General features: G+C 55.3%; 10 protein-coding genes and 1 pseudogene. 2 read left to right on the forward strand and 9 right to left on the reverse strand.

Annotated features, from left to right (window positions below; all coding sequences use genetic code 11):
• Positions 1-6 precede the first annotated feature (6 nt).
• From RB_RS27305 to RB_RS27335, 7 genes are all read right to left on the reverse strand, one after another.
• Positions 7-3,045, reverse strand: coding sequence for a sulfatase-like hydrolase/transferase (locus RB_RS27305; protein ID WP_011124071.1), 3,039 nt, complete (start codon positions 3,043-3,045; stop codon positions 7-9).
• The gene (locus tag RB_RS27310) at positions 3,042-4,598 is read right to left on the reverse strand and encodes a sialate O-acetylesterase (protein WP_164922611.1); all 1,557 of its coding nucleotides are present in this window, start codon (positions 4,596-4,598) and stop codon (positions 3,042-3,044) included. The genes RB_RS27305 and RB_RS27310 overlap by 4 nt, the downstream gene beginning before the upstream one ends.
• Positions 4,588-5,481, reverse strand: coding sequence for an alpha/beta hydrolase (locus tag RB_RS27315; protein WP_011124073.1), 894 nt, complete (start codon positions 5,479-5,481; stop codon positions 4,588-4,590). Before RB_RS27315 ends, RB_RS27310 begins: the two co-directional genes overlap by 11 nt.
• Before the next feature lie 62 nt (positions 5,482-5,543).
• Positions 5,544-6,932: a sulfatase-like hydrolase/transferase gene (locus tag RB_RS27320; RefSeq protein ID WP_164922613.1), complete on the reverse strand. Its 1,389-nt coding sequence runs from the start codon at positions 6,930-6,932 to the stop codon at positions 5,544-5,546.
• 10 nt (positions 6,933-6,942) lie between these two features.
• Positions 6,943-8,079, reverse strand: coding sequence for an alpha/beta hydrolase fold domain-containing protein (locus RB_RS27325; protein WP_164923074.1), 1,137 nt, complete (start codon positions 8,077-8,079; stop codon positions 6,943-6,945).
• Between the two features lie 80 nt (positions 8,080-8,159).
• Positions 8,160-9,692: a sulfatase family protein gene (locus RB_RS27330; RefSeq protein ID WP_164922615.1), complete on the reverse strand. Its 1,533-nt coding sequence runs from the start codon at positions 9,690-9,692 to the stop codon at positions 8,160-8,162.
• Between the two features lie 8 nt (positions 9,693-9,700).
• Entirely contained in the window at positions 9,701-11,920 is a 2,220-nt protein-coding gene (locus tag RB_RS27335) for a right-handed parallel beta-helix repeat-containing protein (protein WP_164922617.1), read from the reverse strand.
• 207 nt (positions 11,921-12,127) lie between these two features.
• Between RB_RS27335 and RB_RS27340 the strand changes: the two genes are divergently transcribed.
• Positions 12,128-13,339 carry an AraC family transcriptional regulator gene (locus RB_RS27340; protein WP_011124078.1) on the forward strand — a complete coding sequence of 404 codons (1,212 nt, stop codon included), beginning with the start codon at positions 12,128-12,130 and terminating at the stop codon, positions 13,337-13,339.
• Positions 13,340-13,343: 4 nt separating this feature from the next.
• Here the strand turns inward: RB_RS27340 and RB_RS27345 are convergent, their stop codons facing one another.
• Positions 13,344-13,529: a hypothetical protein gene (locus RB_RS27345; protein WP_052028875.1), complete on the reverse strand. Its 186-nt coding sequence runs from the start codon at positions 13,527-13,529 to the stop codon at positions 13,344-13,346.
• A 96-nt stretch (positions 13,530-13,625) separates the two neighbouring features.
• Positions 13,626-14,813: pseudogene (locus RB_RS27350) on the reverse strand (DUF1559 family PulG-like putative transporter); the annotation flags it as partial.
• A 944-nt stretch (positions 14,814-15,757) separates the two neighbouring features.
• Here RB_RS27350 and RB_RS27355 point away from each other — a divergent pair.
• The gene (locus RB_RS27355) at positions 15,758-19,126 is read left to right on the forward strand and encodes a PAS domain S-box protein (protein WP_011124084.1); all 3,369 of its coding nucleotides are present in this window, start codon (positions 15,758-15,760) and stop codon (positions 19,124-19,126) included.

Below are 19,126 nucleotides of genomic sequence, written 5' to 3' on the forward strand. Positions count from 1 at the left end.
GTATTCTCAGTTTGAAAGTGACTTTGGGTTGGCATTGAAAGCAGCGGGCCGACTGTTGCTGGCAATGTCAGCGGCGAAGTCTTTCAGTTGGTGTTGCAGTTTCTTGACCACTTCCGGATTCGTTTCGATGACGTTCACCTTTTCACCGAGGTCATTCTCCAAGTCATAAAGCTGTTTGGCGACGCCGTTGTTCACATGAAGTTTCCACTTGCCAGACCTCACCGCTGCCAATTGGTTGCCGCGGTGGTAGAAGAAGGCATCGTGCGGTGTTTGCGTTTCGCCTTTCAGCGTGGGCCAGATGTCTTTGCCGTCGATGACTCGATCGGTTGGGATGGCGGCTCCGGCGAGCTTCGCGAATGTGGGGAGCAGATCCATGGCTGTCATGAGTTCGTCGTTTTGGTGTCCCGCGGGAATTTGTCCTGGCCAGCGGACAACGGTGGGTTCACGCATGCCGCCTTCGAATGTGGTTCCTTTGTGGCCACGCAGTTCGCCGGGGCTGGCGTAGAGCGTGTTCTTCGGCGGGCCGTTGTCGGATGTGAACAACACCATGGTTTTTTCGTCGAGACCATTGGATCGAAGTGCATCGAGGATTTGCCCGACCGACCAATCGATTTCGGCGATCGCTTGACGGAACAGATTCGCACGCGTCGCGTAGTCGATGTTCCCGTCTTCTTTCTCAATCGCAGCGATGACGTCATCGGCAACGCCTTCCATGAACGGAGGCGAAGCGTGCAGGGGAGCGTGGGGGATTGGATGGGGCAAATACAAAAAGAATGGCTGGTCTTTGTTTCTCTCGATGAAAGAGACGGCCTGTTCAGTCAAGCGTTTGGTCAGGAAGTCCGCGTCGGGATCCATCTCAATCACGGTGTCATTCTGCAAGAGAGGCAGGGGTGGGAAGTGATAATGGTTTTGTCTCGGATGAAACGGGTGGATGTCATGGCTGTAGGGGATGCCAAAGAACTCATCAAAGCCTTGTTTGGTGGGAAGGAACTCCGGTTGATCGCCGAGGTGCCATTTGCCAAACATGCCGGTTCGATAGCCCGCTGTTTTCAAGACTTCCGCGATCGTGATTTCATCGGGATGCAAACCTTTCGGATCGCCGGCAAGCAGCACTCCGAAATTGGATCCCATCGCCATGTCGATCCGCTTTGGATAACAACCCGTCATCAGTCCCGCTCGCGATGGCGTGCAAACGGGAGCGGCCACGTAGAAGCTGGTCAGCCGGGATCCTTCAGCCGCCATTTGGTCGATGCGGGGAGTGTCGACATGCTTTGCCCCAAAGCAACTGAGGTCACCGTAACCTTGGTCGTCCGTGAGAATGACGATGAAGTTGGGCTTGGTCGTTTCCGCCGTTTTCTCGCGACCGGCAGGCGATACGGACGCGGTAGGGGATGAAGGTTGGTTTGCGGCTCGTGGTTTCTTTTTGGGCGTCGGTTTCTTTGACGGCTGGCCTTGGGATCCTTGTTTGGGACGATAGGATTCCAACATGGCTTTCATCTCTTCCACGACTTCGGGATGTTCGCGAAAGACATTGGTGGTCTGTGACCGGTCGTTTTCCAGATCGTAGAGCTGCGCGGGAGGAGCATTCTTTTTGATGCGACCGTTGACGATGTCGCTGTTTTTTTGACCGGAGAACTGAACCGCGGCGGGGCCTCCCCAGGCATGGTGCTGCGGTTTGGAACCGTTGAATCCGCCGCTGCCACGGGCTCCGATGTACAACCACTTGCCTTTGCGAATCGCCAAATTGCGTGGCTGGCGTGGGGCAAGGACCAACTCCGTCCGCAAGGGTTCGTTCGGGTCGTCTAGCAATGCAGGTAGCATGTTGATGCTGTCTTTCTGCTCGGACGATGGCATCTCCTGCTCGGTGAGTGCAGAGAACGTGGCGAACAGGTCGACTTGGCTGATCAATTGATCGGACTGAGTCCCCGCTTTGATTTTGCCAGGCCATTTGGCGATCAAGGGAACGCGGTGTCCGCCTTCCCACACGCCGAACTTGAACCCAAGCAATTCGCCGTTGGGTTGATGTCCAGCCTTGATCGCATCGCGTCCTGCTCGGTTGAGCATGGCGCCGTTGTCGCTGGTGAAAAGGACAAGCGTGTTGTCCGTCAATCCATTGTCTTCGAGCGACTGAACGATCTCGCCGACCATCCAATCCAACTCATGGACGAAATCGCCGTACAGGCCGCACTGGCTTGTCCCCTTGAAACGCGGCGCTGGGGTGAATGGGTGGTGAATGTTGGGAGTGGCAAAATACAAAAAGAATGGTTCGTTCTTCTTTTCGGTGATCCACTTCACTGCACGCTCTGTCAGAAGCGTTCCCGTTTTCTCGTCGTCGTAGATTTCGTGTGCTTTGAGAGCACCGCTGAATCGGTTGGGACTTTTGACCGATGCCTCTTCCGGAAACATGGGTGTGGGTGAAACCGGTTTGCCGCCGTACACCAGCGGATCGCTCGGGTCGTATCCGAAGATGCTGTCATCGTTGACATAGACGTACGGACTGCCGCTGTTGACCAATGGCACGCCAAAGTAATGGTCAAACCCAACGTCTTGTGGTCCCGGCCTCAGCGGGACCTGCCAGTCGCAGGGTTCCTCTTTGAATCCAAGATGCCACTTCCCGAGACAGGCGGTCGCGTAACCTTTGTTCTTGAAAACCTTTCCGATCGTTTTCGTGTTCGTGTCGATGATCAAACCGGAGGTCGTCGGAAGCGGCCCCCAAATTCCCTGGCCGCCCATCGCGCGAACCGGGTACTGGCCCGTCAGCAACCCATAACGCGAAGGTGTGCAGACGGCGGAGGCGGAGTGGGCGTCGGTGAACCGTCTTCCTTCCGCGGCAAGGCGATCGATGTTCGGTGTCGAAAGTTTGGTCGCTCCATAGCAACCCAGGTCTCCGTAGCCGAGGTCGTCCACAAAGATCAGAACCACATTGGGTGGTCGTTCCGCCGCGACGGACGTGCCACAACCAAGGAGCATCATCAATGCGACGGCGTAAAGTTTCATCGCAGAAGAATTTATGAAAGGCATGTGCATGGACGGGGATGATGTCATGGTTGGAAGGTGTCGGTGCGGAATGGGTAGGCGGGAAGTTTCGCAGCGTTGACCAAGTTCACCTTTGGTTTTCCCGCGAATGCGTAGCGAACGTAGAGAGGGTGTAGCAGTTCAGATGAACTCAGGATCACGGTTTGACCACGCAGTTCGGCGTCTGCGGGCACCCATTTCTGGGAAGCATCCGCCAACCAAAATCCCAAAGGTGCTTTTCCATCGAGAGTTTGCAGGCCTTCGGCATGTTCGAAGTGGACCACCAATCGGTCGTCCAAAACGTCGACGCGTTTCATCTTCGGACCCTCCGCTTCGATGGCGTGCCCCAACGTTTCGCGAGAAGCCAGCCATGCCAGTCGCTGACCGATCGGCAGTTTGTCTTTCGGATGAATGTTTTTGATGTCGCCCAAGTCGATTGTGTTGACGACGGAAGTGTGTGGCAGGTCAAGCGATTGCAACTGCGACTCTCGCATCCAAGCCCATGAGTGAGTGCTTGGATGTTCGGCTCCCTTTTGAGGACCGGTTGGCAGCGGTTTGAAATATCCGGGCAACATCACAATCAGGAAGTGCATGTCCTCGTTGCCCCATTCCTTTCGGTACCGCTTGATCCATTCCACGAGCGTGTCCCCATACTTGAGCATGCCCGAGTTTCTCGAGAACCAAGGATCCTTCAGCATGCCAAACATCGACTGAGTGTTCCGTTCGCCTTGGTACCAAACCAGCCCACGGCAAGCGTAAGGCACCAACGGATGGATCATCGCGTTGTAGAGAATGTTCGATTGGCGACGCAGGAAGATATCGTCGGTTCGGCTCCACGGCTTTTTGCCATTCAGGATAGAAGCGATCCGGTCTTGGGTGGCGGTGTCCGCATCGAATTCCTCCATCATCGTTTGGAAGTGCGGCACCGTTTCAGTCATCTCTCGCGGCATCCACGCTTCGATCGATGAGCTTCCCCAGCACGTCAGGATGATTCCCACTGGAACATCGCCAGCTTGTTCTAAGAAGTGGGCGAACGAAAACGCCACGGCGCTATTGGGAGGCTGCTCAGTCCATTTGCCTTCCAAGCGATCTTGTTGGGTCATCGCGACCGTTCGTTTCACTTCGAAGCATCGAATGTTTTCCGAGGTGGCGGTCAAGGATTGGATTTCAGGAACCGCTGCGGTTGAGAACTGCATGTTGGATTGTCCGGAGCAAATCCAGACCTCTCCAACGACAACGTTGGCGAAGGAAACGGTTGAGTCGGGGCTTGAGACCTGCAGCGTTTTCGGGTCTGCACTGGCAGACATTGGAGTCAACTCGACCGTCCATTTTCCATCCGCATTGGCGATGGTTTCCTTCGTCTGTCCGGCGAACTCGACCGTGATTGCGGTCCCAGGATCAGCCGATCCCCAAACCGGCACCTTCGTCTTTTGTTGCAGCACCGCGTTGTCGGTGAACGGCGACGCGACCGACAACGCGGCCATCGCAGTTGCGGGGCACGACACCAGAACGCATCCAGTGATGAACGCGAGACGGATCAGTTGACTGGGCGAACGGTGCCGCATGGGTTGGTCATTTGACATTGAGTGCCTCGATCCGTTGCTGGTCAACTGGTCCGGTGAGGTATCCCAGTTTGACCAGGAATTGATCTGTCTTTGCCAGCGTGTCGCTGAAGCCGCCTCGCTTTGGATTGAAGAACCCGTGCGGTTGGCCTTTGTACAAGTGAAGTTCTGTTTGGATGCCCGCGGCGATCATCTTGTCACGAAAGGCTTCCGCGGTGGCGACTGGAATGTGTTGGTCTTTTGTTCCCAGGAAGACGATCGCGGGTGGATCATCCGGCGTGATGTTGTGGGCGGGTGAGATGGCGGGGAACCACTCTTTGATCCGGTCGTAGCCATAACCACCCTCTTTTGCGTTGTCGTAAACCGGGTTGAACAAGATCAACGCGTTCGGTTTGGAAGAGACGGAATGATCTTCTCCCTCGGCTTCAAATCCCTCGCAGAAACCAGCCGCCGCTGCGACGTGCCCGCCCGCGGATCCGCCTCCCGCGATGATTTGCTCAGGATTGATCCCCAGTCGCTTTGAGTTTTGACGAACCCAGCGAATGGCTGACTTGCCGTCTTCCACGCAAGCGTTGGGCGTGACCTTTTGACGACTCTTGACGCGGTAGTCAGCCACGAACGCGACGATTCCGCGAGAGGCCAGGTAGCGACTTTGCGGTGCCAGTTGGTCCACACTGCCTCCGTTCCATCCGCCGCCGAAGAAGAACACGACTGCCGGCCGTTTGTCTTTGGCTGGATCGTGACCTTCCGGGTCAAACCGGTAAATGAAAAAGTCGTCGTCGGAAGCGGTCTTGTAAATTTCCGCGGTGGCGCCGGGCATGGCGACTTGTTCGGTCTTTGCCATCGCGGGCGTTGCCATCAAAAGGAACGCGATCAACAGCGGTAACTTCGGTGTGTCTTTCATGGGGATGTTTCTTGTTGCGTGGTTGTTCTTGCGTGGCTGTGGAGATAAATGTTTCGGACGACTCAATAATTCACTGTTCCACCGCGAGCCGGTTTCTGTCGTTCGTTCTTCCACCAGTGATCGGGACCCTCAGTTTCGATGTCTCGCCAGACCTTCATCAGTTGGTCTTTCATTTCTTTTGTTTTTTCCGGCATGGCGGCTGCCAAGTCGTGTTCTTCCTTCCAGTCTTTCTGGATCTCGTACAGTTGAAACTTCGTCAGCGTTTCGTCGCCGACCAATTTCCAATCCCCGATGCGAAGTGCGACGCGGTCCTCGGGAGGTGAAACGTGAGTTCTCCAAAACAACGGCGTTGATCGTTCAACGGGTTTGCCTTCGAAGGCAGGCAGCATGCTGACGCCGTCGATCGTGCGATCCGTTGGCAGCGGGATGCCGGCGATGTCCAACACCGTCGCGAAAACGTCGGTGCCGATCACCGGGGTGTCGCTGATCGTTCCGGGTTGAATGTGCCCTGGCCAACGAGCGACACCCGGGACGCGGATGCCACCTTCGTGGTCGCTGCGTTTGTTGCCTCGCAGTCCGCCTGACGATCCGCCGAAGGCTGGCACGGGACCGTTGTCGGAAGTGAAGAACAGCAGCGTGTTGTCGGTGACCTCTTGAGCGTCCAAGGCATCCATCACCATGCCCAACGCGTGATCCATTTGGGTGATGTTGCCCATGTACTTGCTGTTTTCGTGTCCGTTGTACAAGGATTGAAAACGCGAATCGGTTGCGATGGGTGAATGCGGCTCATGCACCCACACCGTCATCGCGAACGGTTTGGACGGATCATGGATGTCTTTCAACCAGCGTGCCGCTTCCGAGGCAACCAACTGAGCTGAGTAGCCTTCGAGCTGCCCGACGGGTTCGCCGTTGCGAACAAAGTTGTCTGGGTTTTGATGGCTTGGACTGGCGTTGTTCTGCGTGCACATCCAGTGATCGAATCCGTGCTCGCCCGGATGAGGGAACTCCGGATTGTTGAACTGTTGCCTCGAGAGCAAATGCCATTTTCCAACGTGGCATGTTTCATACCCCACTTCTTTCAACAACTCTGGAAACGTGATCTCGCTGGCACGCAGATGTGCTTCGTGGTTTCCCGACAAGTGTCGGTAGACGCCGTTTCGATACGGAGTTCGTCCCGTCAGAATCGCAGAACGCGAAGGCGAGCAAACACCGCAGGCGGAATAACACTGGGTGAACTTCACTCCCTGAGACGCCAATCGATCCAGATTGGGCGTTTGAATCAGTTCGTGGCCGTAGGTGTGGGAGTCACCCCAGCCCATGTCATCGGCGACGAACACCACAAAGTTGGGACGGGCCGCATCAGCAGCGTTCGCATCCGCCATCGCAAATGGCTGCGTGGCCAGCATGCAAACGAACAATGAAGCTATCGAAATCGCAGAGGTCGTCTTCATGTTGGCGCAATCAGTGCGGGAGGTTGTCGAGGAAAAACTGCACGGTTCGGTCGACGATGGCATCTCGTGATGGATCGATCTCGGCGTCGACTTGCCGCCAATTGTGCCCCGCATTTCGAATGATCATGACTTCGACGGGGGCTTTGATCGCATCCGCTTTTTGTTTCATGTGGTGAGCGTGTTTGACTGGGATGGTCGTGTCCTTGTCACCTTGGATCATCAGAAGTGGATGACTGTCCGCTCGCAGGTAATTGACCGGGCTCATCTCTCGGTAGAGTTCCAGTTTGTTTGCGGGGGACGAATTTGAACCCAGAATGCGAGGTCCAAATCGATCGCGGAAGTCGGCTCGGTCGTCGTGATTGAACAGTTCGGTCTTCTCGAAATCACTCGGGCCGTACCACGAAACCCCTGCCAGCATCGTGTAAGGCGTGGCCGCCAATTCCTTGTCGCCTGGCAGCGTTTCGGGCGATGTCAGCAACAGCATCTGAGCGATCTGACCGCCCGCCGAATCGCCCATGACGAAGAACTTCGTTGCATCCAGTCGAAGCGTTTCGCTGTGCTTGGCCAAATAACGCGCCGCGTCCTTTGAGTCGATGACGCAGTCCCGCATCATGACGCCGGTGTTTGGTTTGCAAAGCCGATAGTTCACCGAAGCCACGGCGAACCCGTGATCAAGCAGTTGCTGGAACACAACTTTGAATGAACCATTGGCCGCACCTTGTTTGCTGCCCGCGGCCCATCCGCCACCGTGGGTGTAAACGATCAATGGGCAAGGGAAACTGGCATCGTGTTGAGTGGGATAATAGAGGTCGAGCAGCAACTCCTTCTTGTCGACGGTCTTGTACACCAGATCGAGTTTGCGTTCTCCGCCGGTCTCCAGGTATCCGGTTCGGTCACGCCGGAGTTCGTCGATCGTCAGCTTGCCGTTCTGGTCCGTGTCGAGTTTGCGATAACGATTCCACGCACGTGTGTTTTCGGTTCGGTCCCAAACGCTGTTGTCGTTCTCGTCGAACTTCTGCAGCAAACGCGTCGCACGACCAAGTGATTCGCGATCGCGGTCCGGTTCGGATGCGGTCGCTTGTTCAGCGTCCGGTGTTGTGGCACTTGCAGGCGGCGTTGCCACGAACAGGTAGCTGCCGATGAGCAAGAGCGGGAGAAGGGGTTGGTGTCGAATCACGGCGTGGCATCTCATTGGGGTGATGGGAAGAGCGGGCTGCCTACGTTTGTCTATTTGCTCTTTCGTTTCGCTTGTCGTTTGAGAAACGGCTGTTTGTCATCCATCGAGATCGTACGATCGAACAGCGTGCCGTAGCGTTGGTAGTCGTTGTAATTGACGGCTTGCTGCTTCCATTTCGCGACCTCTTCGTCGTATCGCGTCCGCATGGTTTCTAAGACAGCGGAGCTTTCCGAATCGCTGGCCAAATTGACCAGTTCCAGTGGGTCGTTTTGCGTGTCAAACAGTTCTTCGGTGGGTTGCATCTGATCGTCGCCGTACCACCAGTACGTGTATTTGTAGCGTTTCGTCAGACATGTCAGGCTGTGAGTCGGCAGTGGGCCGAACACGTTGATGAATGACATTTGTTCGTGTCCGTCCTGCTCTGGTGAACGCAGCAGTTTGATCAGGCTTTTGCCATCCATGTTGGATGGGGCCGGCAGACCCGCGAATTCCAAAATCGTTGGCGCGAAATCGATGTTGCCGGTCAGCTCGTTGCAGCGGTGTTGCTGGCCGTTGAGTGGACTGCGAGGGTCGTAGATGATCAGCGGCACGCGAGACGACTCTTCCATTGGCAACACCTTGGAGCCGTAGCCATGTGACCCGCAGATGTACCCGTTGTCGCTGGTGTAGATCACCACGGTGTTGTCGGAGATGCCTTGGGCTTTCAGTTCGTCGCGAATCATCCCGAGAGCGACATCGATCGCGTAAACCTGTTGGTGGTACTTGGCCATTTCATCGTCGTAATCGGTGTCGTATTTCCACTCGCTGAACCGAGGGTATTGCCGACCGAGTTTGCTTTGCGGCGCCAGGTGCTTGCTGTATTCGCGTCCAAAGTTCAACGGTTTGGTGAATTGTTTTCCTGCGTAAACATGATCAAAGCGTGGGTCCGGCGTCGCCGGTTTGTGGGGTGCTTTGAAGCTGATCGACAAACAGAACGGTTGGTCTTGTTTCGTCGCTTCGCGGATGACGTCTTTCCCGAAGGCTGCGTAAGAAAGCGTGGAGTGGGGATACTGTTTGGCATACTTCCGCATCGACTCATTTTTGGCGGTCGCGTAGTTCGTTTGGCCCGGACCGCCGCCCCAAAAATCAAAGTCGTCTTCGCACAAACCTTTGCCGTCCACGACCAGTCCAAACTTGCCCGCGAATGCGGTGAGATAACCTGCCTCGCGCAGGAGAACCGGATATGACTTGGCCCAAACTTCTTGACGCATGTTTCCGTGTTCGAAATTGCAGCCAGTTTTGTATTCGTACATGCCTGTAAACACATTGGCCCGGCTGGCCATGCAGATTGCCGTGGTGTTGTAGTGCTTGTCAAACAGCACGCCATCGCGAGCGAGTTGGTCCATGCTGGGTGTCAGGACGTCTTGGTTCCCATAGCAGCCAACGGAGTAGGTGGATTGGTCGTCCGCGAACAGGAAGACGATGTTGGGTGATGTTTTGGCGTTGTTCGTCTCGGTGCGTTCGTTTTGTTGAGCGGACGCGGGGATGCCAAACGTTCCGCAAGCGAACAGGACGCCGAGGATGAGAGCAAGGTAGTGATTCATAGGAGGGTTCATTGAAGAGGTTCTTGGAGATGTTCGGAGGAGTCTTCTTTGATCAGCCCGGCCTTTGTATGGTCCCAACCCGCAAAGCCTAAACGTAGTGCCGGGGAATCCAGGCTCAGTCGGAAGTCGCCATTGGCGGGATCCACAAACAACGGATCGACGGCCAAGCTTTGCGTGTCGACCCCGTCTCGCCTTTGCTTTTCTAACATCTGCTCGCCCAAGGCAGGGTCGCTGGCGCAATAGTAGATGTTGTGATCGGTGTCGGCGTCTTTGGATCGAGCCAAGGCCCTGCCTCGCCGATCCTCACTGGTTCTGCCTTTGCCAGGAGGCAACTCATCGATGAACGTGCAGACGTCTGACGAGGAGTAGAAAATGTTCCGCTGGATCGTTGCTCCGGTGAGCGGGCCTTCGCGAACCGAGAGGTAATAACCTCGAGGCGGAGCGATGATGTCGGCCACGATGTTGTTCTCAACACGCGTGTTCAACTTCATCAGGATGCCTTGGGACGTGCACTTGTAGATCAGGTTCTCAGCAATCAGCGTGTCGCGTTGTCCGCCGTCAGTGCGAATCGCGGCTTGCATGATCATCGGAGCAACGAGGTGATGAATGTAGTTGCGGCGAATCACGTTCCCTGAACCTGCTCCGCGAATGTAGATCGCGTTGCCGTCGCCGAGCATCTCCATCGCGTGGTGGATCTCGTTGCGTTCGATCTGGTTGCCGCGCGTGTGCAGGTAGGGAAGCACGTCTTCCTGTTTCGGGTTCTTCGGCAGGGATCCGATCTCGTGCCGGCGAATGGTTCGTCCGAGTTCTCTGCCTTGACGGCGGAAGAAATCCGTCATGCAACCGGAGAGAATGATTCCGGTGTAGGGAGTGTTGTGGACAAGGTTGTTCGCGACACGATTTTCGCTGCTCTGCCAAAGCATGATCCCCGGCGAGTGCGAATGGATGCGACCAGTGTGGTGGATGTGGTTGTTGAAGATGACGTTTCCACCATTCACATCTTTGGTGCCCGGGCCGTAACCGCACAATAGAACGCCAGCACCTCCCATGTGCTCGATCACGTTGCTGTCAATCACGTTGTATCGCCCATGCAGGTCGACACGAATCGCGGATCCACCGCTGTGAGCAAAGTGGCACTGCTGGATCGTGCAACGTTCTGTTCCCCGCAACCGGACCAGCGCGTTGGCTTTGTCGTGCATGTCCCAGTCGTGCTGCAATCCCGCGTCGTCGGGAGCGATGCTGAATCTTTCGCCGTGCGTGAAAGTCAGACCACGCAAGCAGAGGTTTGTCACTGGAATGTCGCGAGGCCCTTCCTTGTCAATCTTGCCTTCGATGCGGATTAATTCCTTTAGCGTTGGTGCCAAGATTGGCGAATCGTTTCGCGGCCAAAGATAGAGTTTGCCGGTTTGGGTGTTCAGAGCCCATTCGCCTGGCTCATCGAGTTCCTCCAGGGCATTTTCTACCCAGCATGAATTGGTTGTTTTGAGGAAGTGAAGCGGGTTCATCGCATAGGTCGCGTCGATCGACGTTCGGGCGATCTGCTTTTGTTCATCCACTGACTTCAGCGGCAGGATGTTCACAATCCACGCATGATGCGGACGAACGACGATTTCGATGTCTTCGACGTTGGGCCAGTTCTTCAGGCGACCAGCCGGAAAGTGCAGCTCGTTGCGACTGCCACCTTTCAGAGGAATGAATCCTCGCGATCGGGCTCGCGGCAGCATGCCCTCCGCATCGAAGAGTGTGTGGAATCGGCCGGAGACATTCGCGACCTTGACCTTGTCGAAGGCTTTTTCAGGCAGACCGGGTGGGGCCGTTGTGACTGGTTTCCAATCCGTGATTGCTTGTCCGGAACTGAACACGGGGGTCTCGCCCGGGTAAGCCGCATAAGTGACGGTCGAACCAGGGTGACCGGAATCCTCCAGTCCGAAGTCCACCGTTTTCGCCAGTCGATACGTGCCGCCGCGAATCAGGACAAGGACATCGCCAGCACGGTTCTCGCCCGAGCTTCGAATCGCGTCGCGAGCTCTCGTAAGTGTTGCGAATGGTCCGTCGGATTGGGAATCGTTTGGTTCCGCAAGCGTGCCGGACCAGTTGTCACGACCTTCGAGCGAGACATAGAAATCGGCCGAAGGTTCGGCGGCGCAACAATCACCCTCTGTCATCGAGATCGCCAACAGGATCAGGAGGCAGAATCGGAACGAGTTCAGCTTTGCTTTGCAGGTCACTGGATCAGTTTCTCTTGGACTTTTGACAAGCCATCTTCGTCGGAACGCTTCGTGATCGTTTGGGTTTGCATCTCGGTTTTGGGAGCGGTTTCGAGGCTCCTGATTGTTTGCGACAGCGGCAAACAGGCAGTATAGTGGCCCGAAGTGCTGTGTTAGTGGCGTTGTACCTTTCACTTTGCGTCTTTTACTGGAACATGTGCGACACTCATGGCGACAGGCGCATCGGATACGAAGTGTGTCGCACTGCTCATCGAGTCCTCTCGCGCCTATGGTCGAGGACTCTTGCGTGGGATTGCTGCTTACGCGCAGGACCAGGGTGATTGGTCGCTCCGACACCAGGAAATGACGATCAACGCGGATCCACCTTCTTGGCTTTCGCGGTGGCAGGGTGACGGTGTGCTCGTTCGGGCTGAGACGCCAAAGATGATTCGAGCCATTCAGGACTTGGGGCTTCCGGTCATTGATCTCAGATGTTGGCGATCAGCGGGAAAGATTCCTGGCTTTGATACCGATCCAGCGTCGGTCGTGAGGCTCGCCGTCGACCATCTGCGAGATCGTGGGTACACACAATTTGGTTTCTGCGGTTTTGGGGGAGCAAACTACTCCGACCGTCGGCTCACTGAAATGCGAAAGTATGTCCGTTCACTGGGGCATGATGTTGTTGCCTATGAGTCACCCGGTCCCGTTCATGCGACGACGTTTGATGCCGAGCAAAGCGGGATGCTTGACGAAGTCGGTTTGGGACGATGGCTCAAATCACTTGCCAAACCCGTTGGCGTATTGGCTTGCAACGACATCCGAGCGCAGCAGTTATTGAATGCGTGCCACGAATGCAATATTCATGTTCCCGATGAAATCGCTGTGGTTGGAGTCGACAATGACGATGTGATTTGTCCTTTGTGCTCTCCACCGCTGACGAGCGTCGAACCTAATACGCAGAAAATCGGGTACGAAGCGGCAGCGATGCTGGACCGGATGATGTCGGGTGAGATCGTTCCGGCCGAGCTCACCTGGGTTCCGGCTCGGCGAATCGTCGTGCGTGGTTCGACTGATTCGATACCGGTGGATGACGCCGAATTCATCAAGGCCTACCGGTTCATTCGCGAAAACGCTTGCCGTGGGGTGTCGGTGCAGGATGTTGCCGATGCGGTGCCGATGTCCAGACGATCACTCGAACGTCGGATGAGAACCTATTTGGATCAATCGCCATCGGATCTGATCGCGTCAATTCGTTTGGCTCGAATCAAAGAGTTGCTCGAGACCACTTCTCAACCGCTGAAGAAAATCGCCAGGCTCACCGGATTCAACTATGACGAGCACATGGCGAAGTTCTTTAAGAAACTGACCGGGGTTCCTCCAGGTCACTACCGCCGAAAACATCGTCTGGAATCAATCGCAGACGATGATCTCGATCCTTAGCTCGCTATTCGGCGGGCACGGATTCGTCGTAGCCCGCGTCCGAATTGGTCGCCGCCAGCTCGGCTTCGTACTTGGCCAGATCGTCCGCGGTGGCGCCTTCGGTGGCGAGTGCGTTCTGGTCCGACCCGCCGCATCCTGACAGGACACAAGCAACCATCATCACAAGAAAGCATTTTAAAACTGAAGTCATCGTTGGTTTCTCGTCTGAGTTTGTTGTTTTAGAAATGATGTTTCCGCCCATCACTTCAATCTTGATGGGCAGAAGCGAGTTTACATCGATCGGTTGTTAAAACTCTTCCGTTGTTTCTTTGGAAGCACGTGTTCCGAGAGCACCCCACAACCCGTAGGGACTCGCCGAGCCCGGCACATTGTTTTGCCAAATGTTTTCGGCGTTGGAATTTCCGGCTTCGATCGAATCGGTGACAAACCGAACGGCTCCGTCACCCATCAGAACATGTGCACCGCCTTGGTGCCGGCTGGAGACCGTTGCGACCAACGTCGTTCCCAGGGCGTTGAAGCGACCACATGCTTCCCGGTTGGGTGGAAGGATGGTCGTTACCCCGGACATGAGCGGCAAATAGTCAGCCCAGCGATGGCCACGTGCAAAGTTGCGGCGGTTTTGTTGTTGCCACTCCGGCAGCCAAAATTGCGGCCGCTCTGGATCGACGTAGCCATTGTCCGTGCAGATGTTGGGATTGCGACGCAGTGCCGCCAAACCAAACGGACCCGAGTTGCCGCCATTGGTTGCAACGCTGTTGCCTCGTTTGTCGCCATCTTGCAAAGCCGTGATCATCTCGCCCATCGCGATGGTATTGGAGAGACCATCGAGCGTGTCGCGAAACTTGGAGTCTTGCAAAGGCATGAAGAACCCACGGTGTGCCGCGCGGGCTTGCCGTGCGCGACCGTTGGTGATTGCTGTCCGGTTGTTGTTGTAAGGACCGAAGTGCAATTGCCAAATCGAATCACCCAGGCACGCACCGTAGTTGGTTCGTCCCAGCGCGGGTAAACCACGGCCGGGATCACTCGGGCAACGGAAGGTTGGGATCTCATTGACCCATGGCGTGTATTGAATTTGATCTGGGGTTGGTCCCATTGCTGGCCACGGTGGCGATTGAACGCCACCATCGGTTCGTTGCGTGCTGGGGTTCGAAATCTGTTCCCACAAACCTTGCTGTTCGATGTAAGGCAACATCGGAACCAAAGCACTCAAACGCACTCGGTTGCCTGTGGTTGATGTTCTGAACCAGGCGTCCGGCGGCTCCGGATTGGTTCCAGCACCATGAGTGGGCATTTGGTTGAAAGCGGAATGGTAATTGTGAATCGCCAAACCCATTTGCTTGAAGTTGTTGCTGCAACTCATTCGCCGTGCGGCTTCGCGGGCAGCTTGCACCGCGGGAAGAAGCAATCCGACGAGTACGCCGATAATTGCGATGACGACGAGGAGTTCAACCAATGTGAAACCACGTCGTTGCCTTTAGTACGTCATAACGATCCCCTGTTTGAATACGCTCAATGAATAGCAGTCATCCAATTTCTGAACGACGAATAAGCATGGGGGAAAAAGCGAGGGGCTTGATAAGACCGTGCAAACTTTCGTGTCTTCCATTGTTAGGTCGAATGACCTTCGACAGATGCCGATGACTGAGGACTCTTAATGAAAGCTATCGATAGTCCAACTGACAAACAATGAAGTTCCGCGGCCCTCTTATGTCCTTTTGCGACTGGCTGCGGTGGGTTGTTTCGCGGTATGGGCAAGTAGCGTTGGTTTGGCCGCCGATGCTTGCCGGGCAGGTTTCAGAATGAGCGTTTGTGGTGGTCTGACAACTTGACGTCGTCGATCTCCGACATTGCACACTTAAAACACCAATTGGTTGCGGTCTCTCTTCTTTGATTCGCACTCATGGAGATTGAATGGTTGAGGTGTTATGGGGCGACTTGTGACCGATAGAGTTGGACATCGCGTCGTTCGTTGTTACCTTGTTGTTTTGATGTGGCGATTGAACAAAGAGCCGCATTACCGGGCAAAACTTGTTGAGATCCACCTCGATTGCAACCAACGTCACCAACTGAAACGTCAACAGTGGCGGGATGCACGCAGTTCTGCTCGCTGGCTTGCTTTTGTACGCGGCTCAATCGTTGCCGAGGTTGGTCGAGTACGCTCGCAGAACGCATCGATTCGCTTTGAGGCAATCCATTGTGCTCGCTCAAACAGCGTCTGCTCATCGGTAGCGGGTGCTGATGCCGTTCGTCGCGAAAGTTTCTTTACAATGCGACAGGGATATCGCGTAATCGTCGAGCGATTGCATTGACGTCATCTCGAGGGGCGGCTTCAATTTACGCACCATGAATGGACGCTGAACAAGTTTTGCATAGGCGGTTATGCAGGCGTAATGTCGGAAATGAACGAGCGTTGTACGAATGACGGACCCGGATTCTCCTCTGATTGTTGGCGTGGGAGCGTCTGTGGCAGGCCAAGAAGCGTTCAGGTTGTTGGCGGAAGCGTCATCGCGAATTGTTTGGATCGCTGATTGCGATGGCAAGTTCATTGAAGATTCGCCCAGTTGGCGTGCTTTCACAGGCCAAACCATCGACCAGTTGGCGAGCACGCGTTGGCTCGACACCGTGCATCCCGAGGATCAGCGATCAGTGGCCGACGCCCTGAAAGATTCGCGTCGTGATGGCGGTGTATCCGTCGAGTTTCGACTGCGGCGGCATGATGGGGCGTTCATTGGTGTGCAAGTTCAGGGTGTGCCTCAGCGTCAACCGGAAGGCTCGATTGATTGCTGGGTATTGATGAGCTCCGCCATCGATGACCCCGGGACGCATCAATCAAAGCAGGCCAGTTTGTCGGAATCGGCCGGTCAGCCGAAAACGGCTCGACAATCGGAAGCCGCCGAGCGAGAAGCTCATCTGCGGCGCGTCATCAATCACCAACTTGGTTTGGTTGGCGTGATCGATCGCGATGGCATACTTGTTGAGGTCGATGACCGAAGTTTGGAAATCGCCAAAGTTGCTCGCCAAGATGTGATTGGAAAACACTTTGCCGAAGCGCCTTGGTGGACGTATGACCCGAGGGTTGCCGCCCGGGTGAGAGAGGCGATGCAGCGAGCGTTTGCCGGCGAAGTGGTTCGGTTTGACGTGTCGTTGTTTGCGTACGGCGAGGAAGGTGTTCGCATCGATTTCATGATCGCACCGGTGATCAACGACGAAGGTGAAGTCGAGTTCCTGATCCCATCCGGGACCGACATCCGAGACCGTCATCGGGCGGAAGTCGAGCTGCGCAAAAGCGAGCGACTTGTTCGCACGATCGCTGAGAATTCGACTCAGGGTTTGGTGATGATGGATGCCACCGGTCATGTGATCTATTGCAACCAGGCGTTGCTTGACATGACTGGTTTCGATTCAGAAGAGATCCGATCGGCGCCGCTTCACGATTTGATTCACCATCACTATCCCGATGGGCGTCCATATCCGATGTCAGAGTGTCCGATCGACCGGGCACTTCCGGAGGACTTTTCCGTTCGCGCTCATGAAGATCTGTTCTTTCGAAAAGATGGCAGTTCGTTTTCCGTTGTATGTGCGGCGAGTCCGATCTTTGAGGACGGCAAACCTGTCTCGACGGTGATTGAGGTTCGCGACACAACGGTTCAGAAGGCTCACGAAGTCGAACTCAAACGTGCTGCTGCTCGGCTGGACAAGTCGTTGGCGTTCGCTGGCATTGCCGCGTGGGGTTGGGACCATAGCGAACAGCGTTTGATTCTCGACGTGCCGCTCAGGCGGATGTGGGGTTTCGACGATGAGCAGGATGTCACGCTGGACGACTTTGCCCAGCGAATCACACCGAACCATCGCGATCGGGTGGTTGCATCGATCACCAATGCGATGAAGACCTTCTCGAGCTATCGGGAAGAGTACACGATTGATTTGCCGTCTGGGAATCAACGCTGGATTCGCGCGATCGGACAAGTGGTTGCCGACGGGAACGGCGGCATCGCGGACTTCTTCGGTGTCACGATGGACGTGACTGCTGATCTGCGACGGCAAGTCAAAGCACGAGTTCGTTCGGAGTTGTTGGAACAACTCAGCGAGTTGACAGACCCGGAAGCGATCATGCAACTGGCGACGCAGCGGATTCGAAAACACTTTTCCGCATCACGTTGCTACTTGGCTTACATCCGACTGGACGCTCAGACCACGGAAGTGTTCCACGAGTCGCACGACGAACATCTATCGCCAATCGTCGGGACTCATCAAATCAGAGACTTTCTGAACGACCATGAGATGCGAGAAATCGAATCGGGCAAACCGGTCCGAATCGATGACATCAGCCAATCAGGTCGAAGCTCGGAAAAAGTTCAGCAATTTGCGGACTTGGGAATCGCGGCGGTGACCCAGGGTTCCTTCGAAGCGACGAAGGTTTTGCATCGAACGTTGTTCATCACCAAAGACAAACCGTATCGATGGCGTGACGATGAGGTTCGTTTCTTAGACAACCTGACCGAGATGGTTTACCTGCGCATCGAGCGAGCTGAATCGCAGCTCGAACTCGAACAAGCCCGCGCGGTTGCCGAAGCGGCGAGCCAATCCAAGAGTGCATTCGTCGCGAACATGTCGCACGAGATTCGCACACCGATGACGGCGATCTTGGGTTATGCCGATTTGGTTCGGGACATGATCGAGGACCCGCAAGCCATTGAGCATTTGGAGACGATCCGGCGGAACGGCGACTACCTTCTCGAAATCATCAACGACATATTGGATTTGTCGAAGATCGAAGCCGGCAAATTAGAAGTCAATCACGAAAAGTTCGAGCCCGCCCGTTTGATCGAAGACGTCCGCAGCATCATGGAGGTGCGTGCGAAAGAAGGTGGGCTTTCGTTGGACGTTCAGTACATCGGTTTGCTGCCCAAAACGATCGAATCCGATGGGAAGCGATTGAAGCAGATCCTGATCAACTTGGTCGGCAATGCGATCAAGTTCACGCAGAAAGGCTGGGTGCAAATCCGAGTTCGATTCAACAAGTTGTTGCACATCGACATCGTCGACACTGGAATTGGGATGAGCGACGAACAACAGAAACGTTTGTTCAAACCGTTCTCGCAAGGCGATGCCAGTGTGACGCGGACCTTTGGAGGAACCGGTTTGGGGTTGGCGATCAGCAAACGGCTGACCGAGATGCTTGGCGGAACGATCATTGCCAGCAGCACGGAAGGCGTTGGCAGCACATTCACCGTGTCGGTCGCGGTCGGTGATTTGGCCGATGTCGCGATGGTAGACTATTCGCACACATTTGATGCCGATCACGACGAAACATCGTCCAAATACGCCGATGGATCGCTGGGAACTGGCGTCAACCGGTTGGCGGGCGTTGAGAAACCGTTACGTTGCCATGTGCTGGTTGTCGACGACCGCCATGACATCCGTTTCCTCAGCCGAGCGTTGCTGACCAAAGCCGGGGCAACGGTTGACGAGTGCGAGGACGGACAACTCGCGGTTGATTACATGACGGACCGGCTGAACAATGACGACTGTCCGGATTTGATCCTTCTGGACATGCAAATGCCCAACCTGGATGGATACGAAACCGCTCGGACGCTTCGTAGGATGGGTTATTCAGGATGGATCATTGCGCTCACCGCCGATGCCATGCAGGGTGACATGAACGAATGCTTGGAAGCGGGATGCAACGACTATCTTTCAAAACCGATCGACGCGAATCGAATGATTGGATTGATCGCCCAATTCACACAGTCGAATTCAGACGCGGTTGAACGCAAAGGCAATTGA

It is taken from the genome of Rhodopirellula baltica SH 1 (assembly GCF_000196115.1).
Classification (GTDB): domain Bacteria; phylum Planctomycetota; class Planctomycetia; order Pirellulales; family Pirellulaceae; genus Rhodopirellula; species Rhodopirellula baltica.

Coding starts and splice junctions, on each gene's coding strand:
- RB_RS27305 (WP_011124071.1), bottom strand. CDS start 3,045: ATGACATCATCCCCGTCCATGCACATGCCTTTCATAAATTCTTCTGCG.
- RB_RS27310 (WP_164922611.1), bottom strand. CDS start 4,598: ATGTCAAATGACCAACCCATGCGGCACCGTTCGCCCAGTCAACTGATC.
- RB_RS27315 (WP_011124073.1), bottom strand. CDS start 5,481: ATGAAAGACACACCGAAGTTACCGCTGTTGATCGCGTTCCTTTTGATG.
- RB_RS27320 (WP_164922613.1), bottom strand. CDS start 6,932: ATGAAGACGACCTCTGCGATTTCGATAGCTTCATTGTTCGTTTGCATG.
- RB_RS27330 (WP_164922615.1), bottom strand. CDS start 9,692: ATGAATCACTACCTTGCTCTCATCCTCGGCGTCCTGTTCGCTTGCGGA.
- RB_RS27340 (WP_011124078.1), top strand. CDS start 12,128: ATGGCGACAGGCGCATCGGATACGAAGTGTGTCGCACTGCTCATCGAG.
- RB_RS27345 (WP_052028875.1), bottom strand. CDS start 13,529: ATGACTTCAGTTTTAAAATGCTTTCTTGTGATGATGGTTGCTTGTGTC.
- RB_RS27355 (WP_011124084.1), top strand. CDS start 15,758: ATGACGGACCCGGATTCTCCTCTGATTGTTGGCGTGGGAGCGTCTGTG.